This is a genomic window from Brevundimonas sp. NPDC058933 (genome assembly GCF_049315965.1).
GTDB lineage: Bacteria > Pseudomonadota > Alphaproteobacteria > Caulobacterales > Caulobacteraceae > Brevundimonas.
In genome coordinates this window covers 80527-99863 of the sequence record NZ_JBMOSL010000001.1, presented here as the reverse complement: position 1 = coordinate 99863, position 19337 = coordinate 80527, and the positions used below count along the sequence as shown (strand labels likewise).

23 protein-coding genes are annotated in these 19337 nt (G+C 67.1%); 2 read left to right on the top strand and 21 right to left on the bottom strand.

Annotated elements, in window-relative coordinates; all coding sequences use genetic code 11:
* Positions 1 to 21: 21 nt before the first annotated feature.
* Complete coding sequence (locus ACOZBP_RS00455) at positions 22 to 594, top strand: nucleoside 2-deoxyribosyltransferase domain-containing protein (RefSeq protein ID WP_422674497.1); 573 nt, start codon at positions 22 to 24, stop codon at positions 592 to 594.
* 9 nt (positions 595 to 603) lie between these two features.
* Here ACOZBP_RS00455 and ACOZBP_RS00450 read toward each other — a convergent pair whose 3' ends face one another.
* From ACOZBP_RS00450 to ACOZBP_RS00365, 18 genes are all read right to left on the bottom strand, one after another.
* On the bottom strand, positions 604 to 1071 hold the full coding sequence (locus tag ACOZBP_RS00450; protein ID WP_422674496.1) for a DUF2269 family protein: 468 nt from the start codon (positions 1069 to 1071) through the stop codon (positions 604 to 606).
* On the bottom strand, positions 1071 to 2378 hold the full coding sequence (locus ACOZBP_RS00445) for an SDR family oxidoreductase (RefSeq protein WP_422674495.1): 1308 nt from the start codon (positions 2376 to 2378) through the stop codon (positions 1071 to 1073). The genes ACOZBP_RS00450 and ACOZBP_RS00445 overlap by 1 nt, the downstream gene beginning before the upstream one ends.
* A 4-nt stretch (positions 2379 to 2382) precedes the next feature.
* On the bottom strand, positions 2383 to 2832 hold the full coding sequence (locus tag ACOZBP_RS00440) for a thiol-disulfide oxidoreductase DCC family protein (protein WP_422674494.1): 450 nt from the start codon (positions 2830 to 2832) through the stop codon (positions 2383 to 2385).
* Positions 2833 to 2850: 18 nt separating this feature from the next.
* Positions 2851 to 3351 carry a single-stranded DNA-binding protein gene (ssb, locus tag ACOZBP_RS00435; RefSeq protein ID WP_422674493.1) on the bottom strand — a complete coding sequence of 167 codons (501 nt, stop codon included), beginning with the start codon at positions 3349 to 3351 and terminating at the stop codon, positions 2851 to 2853.
* A 90-nt stretch (positions 3352 to 3441) separates the two neighbouring features.
* Positions 3442 to 3873: a hypothetical protein gene (locus tag ACOZBP_RS00430; RefSeq protein WP_422674492.1), complete on the bottom strand. Its 432-nt coding sequence runs from the start codon at positions 3871 to 3873 to the stop codon at positions 3442 to 3444.
* A complete protein-coding gene (locus tag ACOZBP_RS00425; RefSeq protein WP_422674491.1) occupies positions 3870 to 4550 on the bottom strand; it encodes a hypothetical protein in 681 nt (226 codons plus the stop codon). Before ACOZBP_RS00425 ends, ACOZBP_RS00430 begins: the two co-directional genes overlap by 4 nt.
* A gap of 78 nt (positions 4551 to 4628) precedes the next feature.
* Positions 4629 to 7322, bottom strand: a complete 2694-nt coding sequence (locus ACOZBP_RS00420) for a transcriptional regulator (RefSeq protein ID WP_422674490.1) — start codon at positions 7320 to 7322, stop codon at positions 4629 to 4631.
* 247 nt (positions 7323 to 7569) lie between these two features.
* Positions 7570 to 8451, bottom strand: a complete 882-nt coding sequence (locus tag ACOZBP_RS00415) for a flagellin (RefSeq protein ID WP_422674489.1) — start codon at positions 8449 to 8451, stop codon at positions 7570 to 7572.
* Positions 8452 to 8584: 133 nt separating this feature from the next.
* On the bottom strand, positions 8585 to 8857 hold the full coding sequence (locus ACOZBP_RS00410) for a flagellar protein FlaG (protein WP_422674488.1): 273 nt from the start codon (positions 8855 to 8857) through the stop codon (positions 8585 to 8587).
* 87 nt (positions 8858 to 8944) lie between these two features.
* Positions 8945 to 9754 carry a flagellin gene (locus tag ACOZBP_RS00405; protein WP_422674487.1) on the bottom strand — a complete coding sequence of 270 codons (810 nt, stop codon included), beginning with the start codon at positions 9752 to 9754 and terminating at the stop codon, positions 8945 to 8947.
* A gap of 112 nt (positions 9755 to 9866) precedes the next feature.
* Positions 9867 to 10721: a flagellin gene (locus ACOZBP_RS00400; protein WP_422674486.1), complete on the bottom strand. Its 855-nt coding sequence runs from the start codon at positions 10719 to 10721 to the stop codon at positions 9867 to 9869.
* Positions 10722 to 10835: 114 nt separating this feature from the next.
* Positions 10836 to 11648: a flagellin gene (locus ACOZBP_RS00395; protein WP_422674485.1), complete on the bottom strand. Its 813-nt coding sequence runs from the start codon at positions 11646 to 11648 to the stop codon at positions 10836 to 10838.
* A gap of 109 nt (positions 11649 to 11757) precedes the next feature.
* The gene (locus ACOZBP_RS00390; protein WP_422674484.1) at positions 11758 to 12615 is read right to left on the bottom strand and encodes a flagellin; all 858 of its coding nucleotides are present in this window, start codon (positions 12613 to 12615) and stop codon (positions 11758 to 11760) included.
* A 235-nt stretch (positions 12616 to 12850) separates the two neighbouring features.
* Positions 12851 to 13177, bottom strand: a complete 327-nt coding sequence (locus ACOZBP_RS00385) for a hypothetical protein (RefSeq protein WP_422674483.1) — start codon at positions 13175 to 13177, stop codon at positions 12851 to 12853.
* A 306-nt stretch (positions 13178 to 13483) separates the two neighbouring features.
* Positions 13484 to 13867, bottom strand: a complete 384-nt coding sequence (locus tag ACOZBP_RS00380) for a M15 family metallopeptidase (protein WP_422674482.1) — start codon at positions 13865 to 13867, stop codon at positions 13484 to 13486.
* Positions 13864 to 14136: a hypothetical protein gene (locus ACOZBP_RS00375; RefSeq protein ID WP_422674481.1), complete on the bottom strand. Its 273-nt coding sequence runs from the start codon at positions 14134 to 14136 to the stop codon at positions 13864 to 13866. Before ACOZBP_RS00375 ends, ACOZBP_RS00380 begins: the two co-directional genes overlap by 4 nt.
* The gene (locus tag ACOZBP_RS00370) at positions 14133 to 14288 is read right to left on the bottom strand and encodes a hypothetical protein (RefSeq protein ID WP_422674480.1); all 156 of its coding nucleotides are present in this window, start codon (positions 14286 to 14288) and stop codon (positions 14133 to 14135) included. The genes ACOZBP_RS00375 and ACOZBP_RS00370 overlap by 4 nt, the downstream gene beginning before the upstream one ends.
* A 5-nt stretch (positions 14289 to 14293) precedes the next feature.
* Positions 14294 to 15769: a DUF2793 domain-containing protein gene (locus ACOZBP_RS00365; protein WP_422674479.1), complete on the bottom strand. Its 1476-nt coding sequence runs from the start codon at positions 15767 to 15769 to the stop codon at positions 14294 to 14296.
* A 216-nt stretch (positions 15770 to 15985) separates the two neighbouring features.
* Here ACOZBP_RS00365 and ACOZBP_RS00360 point away from each other — a divergent pair, with 216 nt between their 5' ends.
* Positions 15986 to 16945 (top strand): endonuclease/exonuclease/phosphatase family protein, encoded by a 960-nt coding sequence (locus ACOZBP_RS00360; protein ID WP_422674478.1) that lies wholly within the window; start codon positions 15986 to 15988, stop codon positions 16943 to 16945.
* Here the strand turns inward: ACOZBP_RS00360 and ACOZBP_RS00355 are convergent.
* From ACOZBP_RS00355 to ACOZBP_RS00345, 3 genes are read right to left on the bottom strand one after another with little or no spacing between them, the layout of a single operon-like run.
* Positions 16920 to 18125 carry a CCA tRNA nucleotidyltransferase gene (locus ACOZBP_RS00355; RefSeq protein ID WP_422674477.1) on the bottom strand — a complete coding sequence of 402 codons (1206 nt, stop codon included), beginning with the start codon at positions 18123 to 18125 and terminating at the stop codon, positions 16920 to 16922. The two genes, ACOZBP_RS00360 and ACOZBP_RS00355, sit on opposite strands and share 26 nt — an antisense overlap.
* Positions 18122 to 18784, bottom strand: a complete 663-nt coding sequence (locus ACOZBP_RS00350; RefSeq protein ID WP_422674476.1) for a CoA pyrophosphatase — start codon at positions 18782 to 18784, stop codon at positions 18122 to 18124. Before ACOZBP_RS00350 ends, ACOZBP_RS00355 begins: the two co-directional genes overlap by 4 nt.
* Positions 18781 to 19332, bottom strand: coding sequence for a DUF1285 domain-containing protein (locus tag ACOZBP_RS00345; RefSeq protein WP_422674475.1), 552 nt, complete (start codon positions 19330 to 19332; stop codon positions 18781 to 18783). Before ACOZBP_RS00345 ends, ACOZBP_RS00350 begins: the two co-directional genes overlap by 4 nt.
* Positions 19333 to 19337: the final 5 nt, after the last annotated feature.

Below are 19337 nucleotides of genomic sequence, written 5' to 3'. Positions count from 1 at the left end.
CTTCGCGAAACCGAGGCAGACATGAACCGCACGCTGGCCGCCCTAATGATGACTGTCGCCGCCTTGAGCGCCGCGCCCGCGCTGGCGCAGACCGCCAAGGGACCGACTGCGGTGGTCTCGCCCCAGTCCTTGCCCATTGACGACAGCCGGCCGCGCGTCTTCCTGGGCGGCAGCATCGACATGGGCGGCGCGCCGGACTGGCAGGCGGCCATGACCTCGGCCCTGGCAGACATGGATGTGGTGATCCTGAACCCGCGCCGTCCCGACTGGAACCCCAACTGGCGTCCCGAGGCCGACGAGCCCGAGTTCCGCCGTCAGGTCGAATGGGAGCTGGCCGCGCTGGAATCCGCCGACGTCATCGTCATGTATTTCGCCCCCGGCACGCAAAGCCCCATCAGCCTGCTGGAAATGGGCCTGCACGCGCGCGGCGGAAAGCTGATCGTGCTCGCCCCCGACGGCTTCTGGCGCAAAGGCAACGTCGACATCACGGCGCAAGCCTATGGCGTCAGACAGGTGCAGTCCCTGCCCGAACTGACCGCCGCCGTTCGAGAAGCTTTCAGCGACGCTGCGTCCAAGGGCCGCTTCGCCCGCTAGAAGACCGGCCTAGAAGACCGGCTTGGCCACCATCAGGGCGTAGATGCCGATCACGCCCGCGAAGGCCGGCCATCCCAGGATGAACCAGGCCCGGAACAGACGGTGGTAGAGAGGCGGCAGGGGCGTCCCCGCCGCCACCGCGCCCTCGGCCAGCTTGACCATCCGCCACTGGAACCAGACCACCGGCAACCAGCAGGCGCCGATCAGGACATAGAGGGCATAGGCCGCCATCAGCCAAGGCTCGGTCAGGGCGTAGCCCTGCAGGTGGATCAGGGCCAGACCGCTGATCGGCTGGACCACCACGGCGCTGGCGGTGAAGACGAAATCGGCCAGCACCACGATCCGCCCAACCGAGGCGACGGTGCGCGGGTCTTTCGTCGCGTGCGCCCTCAGCATGAAGAAGGCGATGCCCGCCCCTGTGCCGAACAGGACCGCGCCCGACAGGATGTGGATCACCTTGAGGATCAGGTAGGTCATCAGCGCCGCGCGTCCGTCGCAGCCACGAACAGGCACAGCGCCATCATCGGCAGGACCTTGAGCCACGGCCCCAGCGGATCGATCCAGTAGTGCGGCAGGCTCAGCGTCCCGGCGATCAGATAACCGATGGTCGACAGGCACATGAAGATCGCCACCCGCGCCGTCCACGGCCGCACGAAAAGGGCCAGCCCCAGCACCACGTCCAGCAACGCGCCCCACCAGGCGATCGGTCCCGCCCAACGCCCGAAGCCGCCCTCATGCAGGATGGCCAGAGCCCCGCTCCAGCCCGGCCCGAAGCTGATCAGGCCGGTGATCAGCCAGAACAGGCCTAGCGTCACAATCGAGATCGGCCGCACAAACCACAGCCGCGCGTGCCAGACGTCCTGAACCGACGCCGGCGTCTCGGCCAGAAAGCGCGAGAAACCGCGCGCCTGAACGCCCAGACGCTCGGCCCAACCGCTGTCCTGACCTGAAACGTCATGATCCATCTGGCGCATGGCCGTGGTGCGGATCGGCGAGGACCAGCCCAGCCGTCCCAACAGGTCGCCTATGACCAGGGCCGGCGCCGCCAAAACGCGCGGAACCCGGACTACCCGCGCGGGCGACAGGCCCAGCCAGCCGCGATAGAGGCGAACCGTCTCAGCCATGGTCACGGCCTCGGGGCCGGGCATGTCGAAGGTCTCGCGGATCGGCGCGCCCGGCTTCAACGCGGCGACGACGGCGACGCCGAGATCGCTCAGGGCGACGGGTCGGAACACCTGCTCGCCGCCGACAACCGGGCTGAACAGAGGAAAGGCCGCAAGCGCCCGGATCAAACCCGTGCCGCCAAAGGCCGCGCGATCCACCACCAGCGACGGCCGCAGGATCAGCCAGTCCAGAGCGCTGGCCTCGACCAGACGCTCGGTCTCGGCCTTGCTGCGGGCATAGGCCGTGCCCGCCGCATCGTCTGCGCCGACAGCGGAGATGTGGACCAGACGCCGCACCCCGGCGCGTTCGCAGGCCGCGATCAGGGCGCGCGGCCCCTCGACATGGGCCAGACGGGTGCTGTCCCCCGCCCCATCCTGCAAGACGCCGACGCAGTTGATCACGGCGTCCACGCCGTCCAGCAACGGCGCCCAGGCCTCGACCGTGGTCAGTCGGGCGAAATCAGCGGAGATCCAGTCGAAGGTCGGAGCACGCCGTGACGCCTCAACGGGACGCCGGGCGCCCGCGCGAACCCGCCAGCCTTCGCGCGATAGCGAGGCCGCCAGATGCGAGCCGATGAATCCATTGGCCCCGAGAACCAGAACCCGCCCCCCGTCGCTCATCTGTTCATCCCAGAATTCGGTCTTTGAGGTCCGCCGCCGAAGGCGGCAGGGCGCACCAGGCCTGGCCCGGAAATCGCCGCCGGTATCGGGCGACTAGGCCATAGGCGGCGTCCCTGATCGGTCGCGGGATCAGCCGGGCCACAACGGCGGCGCGGTAGGGGAAGGGCAGCGACGCCGCCAGATGCAGCACCCCGTCCGAGCGGCTGATCGCGCGCCCGTCCTCGATCACCAGCATGGTGGAAGGATCGTCGGGCGACAGGCCGTAGTGGACCAGCAAGGCCCGGCCCAGGTCCGACTGCGTCGGCGCCAGACGAAAACGCGGACCATGCTTCAGCAGGGTCCGCGCGGAATGGGAACAGAGGGCGCAATCGCCATCGAACAGAACCAGCGGCCGGTCGTCGGGAAAGGACGGCACGGCCGGGTCGTCGCGATAGCTGTAAGCCCCCCGGCCCACTTCGGTTTTCCGATCGCCTTAGAACGGAATGTCGTCGTTCAGGTCGTAGCTTTCCTTGGGACCCGAGGGCTTGTTGGCGCCGCCGGTCGAGAAGCCCGAGGAATAGTCGTCGTCGTTACGGCCGCCGCCGCCGTAGCCGCCGCCCTGGCCGCTGCCCTGACTGTCGTTACGACCGCCCAGCATGGTCAGTTGGCCGTTGAAGCGTTGCAGCACGATCTCGGTGGAGTATTTTTCAACGCCCTGGGCGTCGGTGTATTTACGGGTCTGCAGCGAGCCCTCGATGTAAACGGTCGAGCCCTTCTTCAGGTAGTTCTCGGCCACCTTCACGATGTTCTCGTTGAAGATGACGATCTGGTGCCACTCGGTCTTTTCCTTGCGCTCGCCGGTGGCCTTGTCGCGCCATTGTTCCGAGGTGGCGATGCGCAGGTTGGCGACGCGGTCGCCGCTGTTCAGCGTGCGGATTTCCGGGTCCTTGCCCAGGTTGCCGATGAGGATGACCTTGTTGACGCTGCCGGCCATGACCGATGTCCTTTTATGTTCTTGCCGTCGCTCCATAGCGGATGACGACGGAATGTTCCAGTTTTGTTCACGCCCAAGCGGACGGGAATTCTAGTTCGGCGCGATGGCCACGGGGCGACCGTCGATCTCGCGCTGGATGGCGCCTGGAATGGCCAGACGTCCGTCCCCCGTGCGCGTCAGAGCGAAGAAGCGCTGCCCCGTCAGAGTCTTGCCGAATTTCACGCCGCCCCGATCGATGAAGATGAACTGCCCTTGGTAGGCGCCCATCATGTCGCGATTGTTACCGCCCATGCTCAGGAAGCGCAGGCGCATTTCCTCGAGCCGTGCGGCGCAGAACTCGATCTGCGGCTGGTCGCGGGCGACGACGTTGATCTGGGGCGCGGACTTGCCGTCCTCGGCCAGCACCACGTGATAGCAGACGCCCGGCTCGGTCGGGGCCTCGACGCCCTTCTGAGCGCAGGCGGCGACGGTCAAGCCAAGGAGGCCGACAGCGACGGCGGCAGCGACGGTTTTGCGGATCATCGGCCCAGCTCCGGGAACTGACAGTTGCGGTCCTGTTGGGCCAGGGTGCGGAAGCGGCTGTTGTCGCTCGACTGCTCGACGCGACGCGGCACCAGACGCAGGGTGGTGTCGCCCCAGCGGCCGTACTGAGCCTCGCCTGGACGAACACAGGTGCCGGCGTACAGCGCCTGGACACAGGCCCCCAGGCTCATGCCGTTGGAAATGGCCCGCCATTCCGAACCCGTGTGGCGCAAGCAGGCCGTGGCCGAAGATGCGGCGGACGTCGGACGGCTGGATTCCACCGGCGAAGCGCCTTCATCGACCGAGGCGACCTCGACAGTCGGTTCGGCGGGCAGTTCAGGCGGCGGGGCGAAGGCTGCGGTCGGCGCCGCGGCCAGGGCGCCGGTGGCGTCCAGACCCACGTCCAGGGCGCTGGTGGCTACGCCGTTGCGCCGAGCGCAGTCGGCCAGAGTGGCCAGGCCGACAAACTGGCCGTCGACAAAGCAACGCAGCTCACGCGCCGGCTCCAGCGTCGGCGCCTCGGCCAGATCGATGGTCAGGCCGCCCTGTGACGCGGGCGGGGCTTCGGTCGGTCGATCTCGCCCTCCGCTGAACACCAGGGCGGCCGCCACGGCCGCGACGACGGCCAGGCCGCCCCCGATGATCAGGACTGTACGATTGTCTTTCGGAAGGGCCATGCGGGACTCGACGCCAATGATGGCCCCAATAACCCCGGCGACGCCGCACCCGTCAACCTAAAGCGGGCTGCGACGCCTCTAGCCTGTGAGTCGTGCCAGGGCGGCCTGATAGTTGGCCAGTTGCGCCTTGAGGTAGGGCGGCGCCGTTCCCGTAACCTTGGGCTTGCTGTTGTCCGGGTCCAAGGCCTTGTAGGCGTCGCGCAGGGCTTTGACGGCCAGCTGAATGGTGCTTGTGGCCGTCTTGGCGGCTTCCGCATCCTTCAGACTCAGCGTTTTCGGCAGGTCGAGACCAAAGGTCTTCAGATCGCTGCTGCTGGGGCCGATGTATCCCGGCGTCAAACCGAGTCCCGCCAGGGCGTCGCGCCCCGCCTCGCCGGCCCGGAGCACAGCCCCCTCGCGTCCATTGGTAAAGGCGATGGACAGGCGCTGCACGCCGCCGGCGGTGATCTTGGTGTCGCCGTCCAGACCCGTGACATGATCCCTGTCGGTCATGATCGTGACCGTCAGCGAGCGGCCGGAAGCCGTCTCGATCTTGCGCGCCAGGGTTTGCAAGGTGTCTTTCGCGTCGATCGTCACAGCGACCGAGCGACCGGTTGTGCCTGAGGTCACGTAGAAGCGATCGCCTGCCCGCAGCGAGGTGGCGTCAACCAGTTGCTTGGAATCGGACTGGGGGATTTCGCCCTGCGGCAGGCCCAGGCGGTCCAGCACGCTTGCGCCGCCTGACGCCACGGCGATTGTCATCGGCGCGGCCTGACGGTCTGCACCGGTCCAGGTCTGGCTCCACTCGACGGCGCCGGTCATGGGATCCAGCCGCGCGAGATAGCCCGAGGTCGGATCCTCGGCCTTGGCGCCGACCATGCGATCGGAGATCCCCGTCAGCCAGACCTTGCCGTCCACGATCTTCACGTCGGCGGCTGAATCGTCGCCAGCCCCGCCGTAATAGGTCAGGCGGTCGTTGGCCGATGCGTTCAGATCGTCCGAGATGACCGCAACAAAGGCGTCCGTGCCGCCGGAATGAGCGGTGTTGATCTGGCCGACATCCAGCGCACCGTTGCGGGTCGAACCGGCCAGGATGACCTGACCGTTGACGACGGACAGGCCCGCGATCTCGCCGCTGGCGTGTCCAAGGTCGCGAGAGGCCAGCAGCGTCGGCGATCCGGTGGCGTCGATCTGGAACTGGCGCACCACCATGCGGCCGTTCTCGACCCCGGCGGTGTAGAGCTTGTCGCCGTCCGTGGTCATGGCCTGGACGTTGTCGTCCCCGGCCGTGCCGAACTGATCGATGCCGGTCGCCGTCGCGGTGATCGGGGCAAGGCTGTGGATCCGGCTTTCGCTGAAGGCCTGGACATAGCCGTCCCAGCCCCCCGAGGCGAGCGCGCCGGGCATCGAGGACTGCGAACGACCAGCGACATAGACCCGACCATCCGCCCCGAACGATACCGCCGTCGCCTCGTCCGCCGCCTTGGCTCCGCGACGCTGGGTCCACTGCTCGACGCCCTTGGCGTCGAATACGGTGACGAAGCTGTCGGCCAGGCTGGCGTCAGCGCCCGAAGCACCGGGGACGAGGGCCCCGACCACCGAGCCGGCCACAGCCACGCGACCGTCGGCGTCGACGGCGATGGCGTAGCCGCTGGCGGTGGATGCGGCGCCCAGGGCGCGACTGAGAACAACCTTGCCCGCCGAATCCAGTTTCATCAGGACGACGTCGCCCTGACCCTTGATCGGCTGGGTCGCGGTTCCGGCGCTGACGTCGGCGACAATCCACATCGATCCGTCCGGACCAGTGGCGCTGGCGCGGACCGTTTCGACGCCGTCGGGCAGGCCCGACTGACCAACCTGACCCTCGACCCAGAAGGCTGCACCGCTGGCCGTCTGACCCGCGCCTTCCTGGAACTTGAGGACTTCATGGCCGCCGGTCTTGCCAACCCCCTGCACCACATAGACAGCGTCGGACGACGTTACGGGCGTGAAGCTGACCTTCTCGTACGACACGCCCTGGAGGTTCAGCGCCCACTTGTCGGGTCCGGCCGGCAGGGTGATGGTCTTGTCGCCGCTCTTGATGACGCGGGGCTCGGACGGCAGTTGTTCGCGCCCCATGCGGGTCTCAACGCCAGCCGCTTCAAGCTTGCTGTTGATATGGGTCACCACAGACTGAAGCGTGCGCGGATCGGACCCCATGTCCGCAAGATTGATGGCGATGACCTGATCGCCGCCCGTCTTCTTCACGGTGATGTTGAACTGAACGTCGCCCTGGAAGGCCGCGACTTCGTCGGCGAGCGCGCCGGTATGGACCGCGCCTGTGACATACTTGGCCGAATCACGCGGAACGGCGGCGCCGGTCTGGGCCTTGGTGGCGGACTGCCCCTGAACCATCCGCACGCCGTCGAACTTGGCCTCGCCCAGATAGGCGGACATTTCAGCCAGCCCTGCGTCCATGCGCTTCGACAGCTGGGCGCGTTCCGAAGCGGTGAGGTTCTTCTGGCCCGCCCGATCCGCGATCGCCTCAAGCATGGTCAGGCCCTGGTACATGGCGAAGATCTTGCGATAGTCGCCGGACGACGCGCCCTTGACGTCCAGGGTCGCATTGTCCTCGTTGATCAGACGCCGACCGCTCAGCGCCGCGCGCAGAAGATCCGACTGGTTCTGCGGTTTGACCGTCGTAGCCCATGGAGCCGTCGGCTGCTTCTTCACAGCGACAGGCGTTCCACCCAAGCCTCCAGAGAAGGTCGAGGTCCCGCCGTACAAACCAAGAAGATAGCTGTTGTTGATCACAGACCGATACGCTCCTGCGCCCAGCTTGCAGCCAAGCGGGTAACGAACTGTTTAAGATCAGGCCGGAACAGCGACGGTTGCTCAACGTTACCAGCCAACCACAGGCAAGGCGGACGAGAGCCCATGTCTTACGTGCGTTGGCTATTCCTGAGACTGGCGAGCCTGTACGGGCTCATGCCGCGCCCGGCCAGGCGCAAGCCGCCGCCGATTTCACTCGGCCACGGCGCGCCCCGCTACTTCAGATAGATCAGCCCTTGAACAGCGACAGGATGATCTGCGGCGCCTGGTTGGCGATCGACAGGGCCTGCGCGCCCAACTGCTGCTGGACCTGAAGCGCCTGCAGGCGAGCGCTCTCCTTGGCCATGTCGGCATCGACCAGATTGCCGATACCGACTTCCAGAGAATCCATCAGCTTGCCGACGAAGATGTTGTGCTTTTCGATCTGCTTGGACTGCGCGCCAAGCTCGGCAAGCTTGGCGTTGGCGTTATCCAGAGCGCCCACGATGGCCGTAAATGCTTCCTGGGCGTTTTCCAGCGTATCCAGAAGAGGCGGCCCCGCCGGGCGAGCAGTCACTACAGGCGGGCCAGCGCTGGCGGCGCGTGCGGGCAACTGCAGCCCCACGCCGTTCAGCGAGAGATCCTGACGGTTCATGGAAATGGTTTCGGTCGCGCCGACATTGGCGAGGAAATCCAGCGTGTTGGTGCTGGCGCCGTTCAGAATATTCTCGCCGTCGAACGTGGCGTTCTTGGCGAAGGACGCCAAGGACTTGAGCAACGACTGGAACTCGTCGTTATAGGCCTTGCGCGAGGCGGGCGTCGACGACGGGTCGGCCGCAGCCGTGGCCTTTTCGCGCATCTCGATCAGCAGATCCGAGATCTGGCCGCCGGCGGCCAGAGAGACATCGGCCAGCGACGTCGCGCGGTTCATGCTCGTCTTGACCGACTCAAGGGCGCCCGTGTCGGCGCGCTGGTTCTGGGCGATGGCCCAGGTGGCGGCGTTGTCCTTGGCGCCCTGCACCTTCAGGCCGGTGTTCACCCGGCTCTGGGTCGCCGCCAGCTTGTTGTTTGTCGAATTGAGGTTCTGGAGCGCGATTAACGCCGAGGCATTGGTGAGAACGCTGTTGGTCATGGCTTCTAGCCCCAGTTCAAATTCTGAAGGCTACTAATGTCGCTGATTCCTGAGCGTATGGTTAACGGCGTGGAAACGAACGCGGCGCCGTCCGGCAAGCCGGCGGCGCTGCGTTCCAAGCTACTTGCGTCGATCAGACCTTGGTCTTGATCAACCCGCCTGCCCCATAGTCCGGGCGGGCGCTCATTTTCACGACCTCTTCACGCGGCAATTGACGTATCACTTCGCCGGTGACCCGATCGCGGGTCTTGTAGACAAACCCGCCGGGACCTTCCTCGATGGTCAGGCGATAACGCCCGGCATCGGGTTCGGCATGAACGGGCTTTGGCGGAGCCTCGACTCCCTGACCAAGAACGTCAGGTTGAACGAGAGTTACGCCAGGTAGTCTCGCGACATTGTCTGACATTTCTCCTTAACGCGGCTTGGCCGCGCCTCCTGTCTCCTCACGTGCGAACGAGGGCGGGCCGAACGACCCGCCCTCGACCACGTCTTGTTAGCGGAACAGACCGAGCAGAACCGAGCTCGACTGGTTCGCGATCGACAAGGCCTGCACGCCCAGCTGTTGCTTGGTTTGCAGGGCCGTCAGGCGCGCGCTTTCCTTGGCCAGATCGGCGTCCACCAGGTTGCCGACACCCACTTCAAGGGCGTCCTGCATCTTGCTGGTGAAGCTGAGCGAGCGCTCCAGCGACTTGGACTTGGTGCCCAGGGCGCCCAGTTCAGCCGTGAAGCCCTTCAGCGCAGTGTCCACGGCCGCAGCCGTAGCGCCCGCGCGAAGGATCGAACCACCGGCCGTGGCCACTGCCGTAGCAGCGCCGGCAGCCGCCTTCAGGGTGAAGGTGTCCCCAGAAGCGGTCCCGGTCTTGACCGAGACAGCATCGGTCGTCGCCGAGAACAGGTTGACGCCGTCGAAGGTGGCGCCGCCCAGAGCCTTGGTGATTTCATTGCCGAGGGCGTTGAAGTCAGCCAGGTAGGCCGTTTCAGCCGCCGAACCGGCGACCGAGGATTCAATCGCCACCGCCAGGCTCTTCTGCTCTTCAAGCGCCTTGGTGATGGTTTCGCCAGCGGCCAGGGCCACGTCGACGATCGATTGACCGCGTTGCATCGACTGCTTCACGGCGTCTAGGGCGCCCATCTCGGCGCGCTGGTTGGTGGCGATGGCGAAGATGGCGCCATTGTCCTTGGCCGAAGAAACCTTCTGGCCGGTGTTCACACGGTTTTGCGTGATCGAGAGATCGCGGCTCGTGTTGTTCAGGTTTTGCAGAGCAACAAGAGCGCCTGCGTTCGTATTAATGCTGTTAGCCATTTTGGCAGTTCCTTTTGTGTCTTTGACATTTCCGACGCCGTTTTGGCGGCCGGGAGCGTTCTGCTCGGGGTGGTCTCATCAAGGGCGAGCCCGCAGACCCGCCCTTAATTCTTTAGCGGAACAGGCCGAGCAGAACCGAGCTCGACTGGTTCGCGATCGACAGCGCCTGCACGCCCAGCTGTTGCTTGGTTTGCAGGGCCGTCAGGCGCGCGCTTTCCTTGGCCAGGTCGGCGTCCACCAGGTTGCCGACGCCGACTTCAAGCGCGTCCTGCATCTTGCTGGTGAAGGTCAGCGAGCGCTCCAGCGACTTGGACTTGGTGCCCAGGGCGCCCAGTTCAGCCGTGAAGGTCTTGATGGCGCCGTCAACGGCGGCGGTCAGCCCCGTCAACGTCGTCTTCTCGCCAGCGGTCGGCGCCGCGTAGTCGGCCACAGTGACAGCCGTGGAGGTCGCCACGGTCGTTGCCGTGGACGCCGCCGCGCCGCCCTTCAGGTTGAAGCTGTCCGTCGAACCGGTGCCGGTCTTGACGCTGATGGGTGCGCCCGCAGCGGTGGTGTCCGTGAACAGGTTCACGCCGTCGAAGGTGGCGCCAGACAGGGCCTTGGTGATTTCAGCGCCGAGGGCGTTGTAATCGGTCACATAGGCCTTCAGAGCATCGCCGGTCGCATTGGAGATAGCGACCGCCAGGCTCTTCTGCTCTTCCAGCGCCTTGACCACAGTCTCGCCGGCGGCCAGGGCCACGTCGACGATGGATTGACCGCGCTGCATCGAGTTCTTCACAGCGTCCAGGGCGCCCATTTCGGCGCGCTGGTTGGTGGCGATGGCGAAGATGGCGCCATTGTCCTTGGCCGAAGAAACCTTCTGGCCAGTGTTCACACGGTTTTGCGTGATCGAGAGATCACGGCTCGTGTTGTTCAGATTTTGTAGAGCAACAAGTGCGCCTGCATTGGTATTGATGCTGTTAGCCATTTTGGCGGTTCCTTTGTCTTTGACATTTCCGACGTCGTTTTGACGCCGAGAGCGTTCTGCTCGGGGGTGGTCTCCTCATCAAAAACGGGGCCGTAGCCCCGCTTTCAATCTCGTTTATCGGAACAGGCCCAGCAGCACGGAGCTGGACTGGTTCGCGATGCCCAGCGCCTGAACGCCGAGTTGTTGTTTGGTCTGCAGCGCCGTCAGCTTGGCGCTTTCCTTGGCCAGATCGGCGTCCACCAGGTTGCCGATGCCCACCTCGATCGAGTCCTGGATCTTGCCGGTGAAGGTCAGCGACCGCTCCAACGACTTGGACTTGGTGCCCAGAGAGCCCAACTCAGCGGTGAAGCCCTTCAACGCGGTTTCCACCAGCGCCGCCGTGGCGCCCGCACGCCCCACCGCCCCGCCTGCGGTCGAGACCGTCGTCGCGGCTGTACCGGCCGCCTTCAGCGTAAAGATGTCCGCCGTGGCCGTGCCAGTCTTGACCGAGACAGCGTCCGTCGTCGTCGCCGAGAACAGGTTGACGCCGTCGAAGGTCGCGCCGCCCAGAGCCTTGGTGATCTCATTGCCGAGGGCGTTGAAGTCCGCCAGGTAGGCCGTTTCAGCGGCTGAGCCGACCACGGAGGATTCAATCGCCACCGCCAGGCTCTTCTGTTCTTCAAGCGCCTTGGTGATGGTTTCGCCGGCGGCCAGGGCCACGTCGACGATCGATTGACCGCGTTGCATCGACTGCTTCACGGCGTCCAGGGCGCCCATCTCGGCGCGCTGGTTGGTGGCGATGGCGAAGATGGCGCCATTGTCCTTGGCCGAAGAGACCTTCTGGCCAGTGTTCACACGGTTTTGCGTGATCGAGAGATCGCGGCTCGTGTTGTTCAGGTTTTGCAGGGCGACAAGAGCGCCTGCATTGGTGTTGATGCTGTTAGCCATACTGGAAATTCCTTAGTCTTCAGACATTTCCGACGTCATTTTGACTATCGGGAGCATTCTGCTCGGGTAGAGGTATCGGGAGACGGATCCGAAAATCCGCTTCCAATTCTTAGCTGCGGAACAGGCCGAGCAGGATCGAGCTCGACTGATTCGCGATGCCCAGCGCCTGAACGCCGAGTTGTTGTTTGGTTTGCAGGGCGGTCAGCTTGGCGCTCTCCTTGGCCAGGTCAGCGTCCACCAGGTTGCCAATGCCGACTTCAACCGCATCCTGAATCTTGTTGGTGAAGATGAGCGAACGCTCCAGCGACTTCGACTTGGTGCCCATGGCGCCCAGTTCGGCGGTGAAGGCCTTGATCGCCCCGTCGACGACGCCCGTCAGCGCGCCCATGGCGGTCTTCTCGGCTGCGGTCGGCGCCGCATAGTCGGCGACAGCGAAAGCAGTGGCGGTGGCGGGAGCGGTAGCGGTGGTCGCCGTTGCGCCGCCTTTCAGAACGAAGTTGTCGGTCAGGCTGGTGCCGGTCTTGACGCTGATTTCGACGCCTGCGGCGGTCGTGTCGGTCCACAGGTTGACGCCGTCAAAGGTCGCGCCGGCCAGGGCCTTGGTGATTTCAGCGCCCAGGGCGTTATAATCGGTGACGTAGGCTTTCAGAGCGTCGCCGGTGGCGTTGGAGATGGCGACAGCCAGGCTCTTCTGCTCTTCCAGAGCCTTGACCACGGTCTCGCCGGCGGCCAGGGCCACGTCGACGATCGACTGGCCGCGCTGCATGGAATTCTTGACGGCGTCCAAGGCGCCCATCTCGGCGCGCTGATTGGTGGCGATCGCGAAGATCGCGCCGTTGTCCTTGGCCGAGGAAACCTTCAGGCCTGTGTTCACGCGGTTTTGCGTGACGTTGAGGTCACGGCTGGTCGCATTGAGGTTTTGCAGCGCGATGAGAGCGCCAGCATTCGTGTTGATGCTGTTAGCCATTTTGGCCATCCTATGTGTCTTCGACATGTCCGACGCCATTTTGGCTGCCGGGAGCTTTCTGCTCGGGATGACAAGGAGCAAGGACGGGGCCAGGAGCGATGACCCCGTGCCGATTTTTAACCCATTGATTTCTATGCGTTAGATTTGGTAAACTACGTTGGACGCTCGGCAAGTCTTGCCGAGAAGCCCCCGAAGTCGGCAGGTTTTGCCGACCCGCCCGGCAAGAAGCGCCGCATCAGCCAGGCGACGCCGCTCGCCCACCCTGAGTTTCCACCCCGATCCAGCCGTCCAGCATGGCCCGTTCGGCGGTCAGGGCCTCGATCGCCAGCCGCCTCGCCCCATCACAGGCCAGTATCTGGGCGCCGCGTAATAGATAGGCCGCCTCCAGCTCCGCCAGACTGGGCGCCGCGGGCAGGGTCGCAAGCCCACAGGGGCGGGTCGTCGCCTCAGCCAGGACCAGGCGCGGCGGCGCAACCGTCGAGATCGGGCGCGAGCCGGCACAGTTCGCGGTCATGAGCGCGCAGGCGATCAGCCCGCACAGGGTCCAAGGGGTCGTTCGCATCGTCGGCGCTCCTCGCCTGGGTGACGGCCGCGACGGTCGCCCGCTCCACGGCCAGGGTCTGTCGGTGATGTATCTCGAGGCGCGCAGCCTGCTGCCTTCGCCCCTCTGTCTCGACGACACGGGCCTGGGCATCGCTCTCAGCCTGCGTTGCCCGCGCCTGGGCCGTCGCCAACCGCCTCTGCTGCAGGCCGAACGGGTCCCAACTTAACCCCACCCCGCGGGCGACGAGCATCAACAGCAAGACCGCCGCCCCGGCCAGGACCAGCCATCCCTGAGGCGTCAGGGTCCGGGCAATATCTCGGGGCCTCATGGATAGGCCCTCCGATCCAGTTCGAAATGCGGGCCGTCCCGCAACCGGACCCAGTCTCCGCCCCAGGTCAGCGGCGTGCCGAGGTCGCGCGCCGCCGCCTTGAAAGCCCCCGCGATCCGGCCATACAGCGGCCAGTCCCAGCGCACCTTCCCCTCCACCAAGGCCGCCACGTCGATGGCGTGGCCGGTCAGGTGGCGCGAGTGCAGCGTCCGACTGGCCCCCGCCCGAACCAGCGCCGCCTGACGAACGGGATCGCGCAGGCCCTCCGTCACCATGAAGTCCACCTCGGTTCGGCGGATCGCCGCCTCGACCACGGCGATCAGGTCAGGGTGGACGCCCTGCAACCGGGCGCGCGAGCGTTGCGACAAGCGAAAGCTCACGCCCTTCCTCCCGCCGCCAGCCGCAGGCGCATATTGGCCAGCATGGCGATCATCTGCTGGGCCGTGGGCGCCACCAGATAGAGGACCAGCATCAGCGCGATCAGGCTCATCAAGCCATCGGCCACTCGCGGCAGGTCCGCGGGCGCCGTCCTTCCCACCGCCCGCGCCAGAAGCAGCCACAGCGCGGCGCTGGCGACGAAAACATAGAGCCGCCGCCACAGCCAGCGGCCTTCGGCCAGACCCGTCTCGTTCTGCCTTGTCTCGCTCATCCTTCATCCTCCTGATCGCCGGGCGCGGCGGGTCTGCGCCAGTCGCTGCCCAGGTGGTCGAAACAATCGTCGGGGGTCAGGCGTTCGGGCGCCGCCCAGGCCTCCTCGTCCAGCAGTTCGGGTTCGAGGATGCGGTCGAAATATCGGGTCATCACGCTCACCCGATCGCCGTCAGCCAGACGACGCCCGCCGCCCCTGCGCCGCCGACGCCTCCCGCCGTCACGCCCGCGCCGCCGCCGCCGCCGCCCGCGCCATGAAGACCGCCCGCTGCACCGGGATACCCCGCCCCCGAGGCTGCGCCCCCGCCCCCGCCCCCGCCCCCGCCGACGCTGGACAGCGCCGACAGCGGCGACGCCTGACCGCTCAGGCCGGACGTCGTGCGCCCCAGACCTCCAGCCGCGCGTACATGCAGAACCGCGCCGTCGCCGCCCGCGCCGCCGCTGAAGGCGACATTTGCCGCGCTGACGCCGCCGCCCGCGCCGCCGCCGCCCGGGCCATCGGTCCGTGTCTGCGCCTGCCCCTCGCCCGCGACAGCGGAAGCCGATGAGTCGCCGCCTGCGTTGGACCGGATCAAGCCGCCGCCGCCTGCGCCGCCGATGCCAGACGAGGCGGCGCCGGTCATCCCGGCCTTGCCGCCCTCGCCGGTCAGCAGCCGGACGCCGCCGGCTGAAACCGTGGAGTCGACGCCGGCGCCACCGCCGGATCCGCCTGCTCCGATCACGACAGCCAGCGGACCGGAAAAACCGTTGACTGGCCACGCGCCCGACACCAGGCCGCCCGCACCTCCGCCGCCGCCGCCGAAGCGCACCGTGCCGGCGGGGCCAACCGCGCCGCTTCCACCGCCGCCGCCGCCGCCCACGCAGATCGCCTCGACCCAGCGCGCCCAGGCGGGCGGGGTCCAACTGCCGCCCGAGGTCAGCACCGTGGTTTCACGTCGCGTCGCGCCCTGGGCGAACCACAGCCGCCCGCTCGTGCGATCCACCGAGAAGGCGTCGTGCCAGGTTCCACCGTCGGCGCTGACCTTGAGCCTCAGGTCGTCGTCGCCGACCAGGCCCAGTTCCGCGCGACCACTCCACCCGCTCTGAAACAACAGCGACAGGACATCGCCCCCGCCCTGCTTGTTGAAGGTGAAGCGCAGGTCGCCGTCGCCGCCGCTTTCGCTCTCCAGCGCCGTCCACAGCGCCTTGTTCACGCGCGCCGCCACGACGTTGGTCGCGTCGGCTTCTGTGTTCACGCCCAGACGGGTCCGGTTCTGAAGGACTGTAACCGGCTCGCTCGCCCCCGCCGCCAAGGGGACCCAGGCCCCGGAGCGACGTACCAGCACCTCATCGCTGTCCAGAACCACCGCCAGCAAGCCGTCAGGCGCATCCACCGCGAGCCAGCCCCCGGCCTCCGCGCGCAAAAGACCGCCCGCGGGATGGTCGGACCAATCCGCGCCCGTCGCGCCGGGCGGCAGGATGTAGAGCGTCCCGTCGAGCGCCGCCGCCGGTTGCGCGGGGGTGGTGCGGCTGACCACCGCCGTCTGGGTCAGGACGTCGAGGCGCGTCAGCGCCTCGTTCAGGGTCACATGTTTCTGCAATTGTCCTGCGGCCAGATAGGGCAGGCCCAGCCGCGCGCTGGCGTCGTCGCTCATCGAATGATCTCCAGGGAATGGATGATCAGTCTGCTCAGCCCGGCCGCCCCGGCGCGCAGAAGGCGGGCGACACGCCGCAAACCCGGAAAATAAAAGGGATTGGCCCGGCCTATTGTGCGCGAGCTTCCGCCGAAGCCGCGCAGCCCTCGACACACATCGCCCGGGTCGATAGGCCAGAGGGCGGTCCGCCGCGTCGCTACCACGAGGACGTCTCGCTTGATCTCCCCCTTTAAGGCCGCGATCCATCTGGTGGCGCTGGGCTTGCTCACGCCGCCCGTCGCTGTCGCCTTGTCCGCCCTGACGCGGATCGGCCACCGCTGGACCGACCTTCTGGCCCAGTTTCCGGCTCCGGCTCTGGCGGCGACGCTGGCGCTGACGCTCGCCTACGCCCTGCTGCGGCTACGTCCGGCTATGATCGCAGGGCTGGCCGTCACTGTTCTGCTGGTTCTGGCCGTCTGGCCCCAGTGGTTGCCACGCGGCGGAGCCCTGCCGCGCGAAGGCGCGCCTGCCTTGACCCTCTATTCCGCCAACCTGTGGGCCCGGAACACCGAGGTCGAGGCCATCGCCCGCTCCATCGCCGAAGCGGACGCCGACATCATAGTTCTGGTCGAATTGGGGGACGCGCCTTCGGCCCAGTTGGAGACGGTGCTGGCGGGCTATCCTCATCGCGTGCTGAACACCCGCGTGGATCGGCCCAGCGGCGCGGCCCGCGCCGCCATCGCTTCGCGCTATCCGCTGACCGTCATCGCCGACCGGCCCGACAGCCTGGTCTCGGTCGCCGCCACGGCTCAGACGCCGCTAGGCCCCATCAACATCATCGGCGCCCACCTGACCCGGCCCTGGCCCTTCCAGTATCAGTGGGGACAGATCAATCAGGCGACGGCCCTGGCCGCCATCCGCCGCGACATGACCGGCCCGGTCATCGCGGCGGGCGATTTCAACAGCGTGTCCAGCGCCCGCATCGGCCGTCAGATTCAGGCCGAGGCCGGGCTGATCCCCGCCCCCGGCTGGCCCGGCACCTGGCCCTCGGCGGCGCCCTCAGCGGTCGGCATGACCATCGACCAGGTCTGGCGCTCGCCCGACCTTGCCCTGCTGGAACGCAAGCTCGGCCGCAAGAACGGCTCGGACCACCGTCCGGTCATCACGCGATTCACCTTGGCGGCAGTAGCGCCCTGAGCCGCGCGTCGTGGCCATGGTCGGGGAAGTCGTCCGCGATCCAGCCGTCCTCAAACGCCTTCAGCACCTGCCCCGTCTCCGGCCCCGGTGTCAGCCCAAGCCGCGCCAGATCACGCCCGCCGACCGGCATTACCGGCCGCGTCCAGTCTTGCGCCAGGGCCAGCAACTCCCGCGAAGCCTCTGTGTGTCCACCCGCCGCCCAGGCCCGCATGACGCGATCCTCGAACGCCTGTCGCCCATCGCGATAGAGAACCTTCCGCGCCTGTGGTCGCGTCAGCGTCGTCGTCGCCTCCCCGCTCACGGCCTCGACCAGACGGTCACGCTGGGTGTTGGACAGGCGCAAGGCCCGCGCGATCTCCGCCGCCTTCGCCGGATCGCCAGGCAGCAGGGCGGACAGCCGCAGCAGCGCATCACCGCTCAAACCCGTCATCGCTTCGAACAGCGCCAAATCGAAGGTGCTCCCCAGCACCCGCCCAAGAACGCCCGCCTCAGCCATCAATCGCACCGCTGGCCGCGGATCCGGCGCGGCCAGCAGCTTCAGAAGTTCCTTGGACACCCGCTCGGCCGACAACTGCTCGACGCCCTCGGCCAGGGCCGCGCAAGCCTCCACCGCCGCCGCATCGGGCGCGCCTCGCCCATACCAGGCATAGAACCGATAGAAGCGCAGAATCCGCAGGTAGTCTTCGCGGATGCGCTCCTCCGGTTCGCCGACAAAGACGATCCGCCCCGCCATGGCGTCGTCATACCCCTGCCCCGTCGGGTCCAGAATGACGCCCTCCGCATCGGCATAGAGGGCGTTAAGCCGGAAATCGCGCCGCCCCGCGTCCTCGGCCCAGTCGGTCGTAAAGGCCACCGTGGCGCGCCGCCCGTCAGTCGAGACATCGCGGCGCAGGGTGGTGATCTCGAACGGCTGGCGCTCCGATATCGCCGTCACGGTGCCGTGCTCGATGCCGGTCGGGACCGACCTCAAGCCCGTCGCCTTCAGCGCCGCGACCACGGCGTCGGGCGTCAGGCTCGTGGCGATGTCGATGTCGTCGATGGGCGCGCCGATCAGGGCGTTGCGCACGCAGCCCCCGACGAAACGAGCGCAGTCAGGCCCGCCCGCCGCCGCCAGCGCCGCCATGACCGCCCGCGTCGCGGCGGCCGTCAGCCAGTCCTGACCTTGCAGCCGATGACTCACGCAGCGTCCTCGGCCGCCGCCGACAGAGGCTCGATTTCGTCGCCATACAGGCGTCCGAACAGGCCCTTCAGAATGCCCGCCGTCACGCCCCAGATGTAGCGCTCCTCGAACGGCATGGCCCAGAACCAGCGCCGCGCTCCGCCCTCTGGATCATAATAGTCGCGGCGGTGGTTGACCGGGTCCATCAGGAAGTCCCACGGCACCTCGAACACCTCGGCCACCTCGTCCGGCGAGGGAGCGACCTGCGGCGGCGCCGTCAGCCAACCGACCACAGGCGTCACCAGAAACCCGGTCCCCGTCTCATAGGGATCGCCCAGCCCCAGCAGTTCGACCACGCCGGGGTCCAGCGAAACCTCCTCGAAGGCTTCGCGCAGGGCCGCCTGCCCCGCCGTCTCGCCCGGGTCCAGCCGCCCGCCGGGAAAGGCGATCTGGCCCGTGTGGCTGGCCAGACTGTCCGAGCGCCGCGTCATCAGCACCGTGGGGCCGTCGTCATGCATGATGATAGGCACCAGAACCGCAGCGGGCCGCAACTCACGTGTCGGCCTCGCCGCGCCGGGGTTCAGGTCGTAGTCCGAGCGAATGGCTGTCCGCTCGGGGCTCCAGGACCCCACCGGGTCCAGACGGGCCTCCAGCCGCGCCCTCAGACTGTCACAGCTCATTCCAGTTCCCCCAGAACGAAGGCCTCGCCGCCGGACCGCACCCGCAGTCGCCCCTCCGCCGCCTCGGCCAGGTCGACCAGCTCATAGAAGACCGGCCGCGCGATCCGCGCCCACAGGTCGCCCCGAACATGGACGCGCGGCGCCGGTTCGCCAGTCGCGGCGTCGGTCTCGACAATGATCGGATGGTCCGCCCCGGCCTCGACCACGTCGCCGACATCGGTCGTGAAGCGCAACACGCCGTCAACCGCCTGCATCGTGATCGCCCGGAACGGCAGGTCCTCGACCCTGATCTTCAGCTTCTCGACGGGCGTGACCAGATGATAGCCGTCCGGGTCCTTCCTCAGCACCGTCGAGAATAGCCGCACCAGCTCGACCCGGCCTATGGGCGAGCCCTCGTGCATCCACACGCCATCGGCTCGGATCAGGATGTCGATGTCGCCGCAATGCTCGGGATGCCACAGATGCACCGGCGGCAGCCCCCGCCCCGGCGCCTGACGCGCCGCTTCAGCCACGCTGGACAGGCCCGACGATGTCTCTGGGTTCGTCATGAGCG